The sequence below is a fragment of the Gluconobacter sp. P1D12_c genome (assembly GCF_018812105.1).
Lineage (GTDB): Bacteria > Pseudomonadota > Alphaproteobacteria > Acetobacterales > Acetobacteraceae > Gluconobacter > Gluconobacter oxydans_A.
Window position 1 is genome coordinate 1 of sequence record NZ_JACSIQ010000188.1, and the last position, 592, is coordinate 592.

At 56.8% G+C, this 592-nt stretch carries 1 protein-coding gene; it reads left to right on the top strand.

Annotated features, from left to right (window positions below):
* On the top strand, positions 1-592 hold a 592-nt coding region (locus tag KP705_RS16255; protein WP_215764996.1), incomplete at both ends, for a transposase.

Here is a 592-nt window from a genome sequence, read left to right on the forward strand (position 1 = left end):
AAGCATTTTCCCGGACTGTGGATTTTGAAGTGTTCCGTCCTGATCTGGAGAAGGCACTGGCCTATTCAGATGGAAGCAAAGGCGGGCGACCGCCATTTGATCCGGTGCTGATGTTCAAGATCCTGGTGATCCAGACGTTGAACAATTTGTCTGATGAGCGGACGGAATATCTGATCAACGATCGCCTGTCGTTCATGAGCTTCCTTGGGCTGGGGCTTTCAGATCGTGTTCCTGATGCCAAAACACTCTGGCTGTTCCGTGAGCGCCTGACGCAGGTGGGAGCGATCGAGGGTCTGTTCAACCGTTTTGACGCGACCCTGCGGCACGCCGGCTATCTGCCGATGTCGGGCCAGATCCTGGATGCAACGCTGGTGGCGGCTCCAAAGCAGCGCAACACGAACGCCGAGAAAGCCGATCTCCGGGCAGGCCGTATTCCCGAAGACTGGCAGGACAAGCCGTCAAAGCTGTCGCACAAGGATCGCCATGCGCGCTGGACGCTGAAGTTCACGAAAGCGAAGCGGCAGGACGATGGAACCATGCCGTCGAGTGATCTCGCTATCCCATTCTTTGGCTACAAACCCCACGTCTCCAA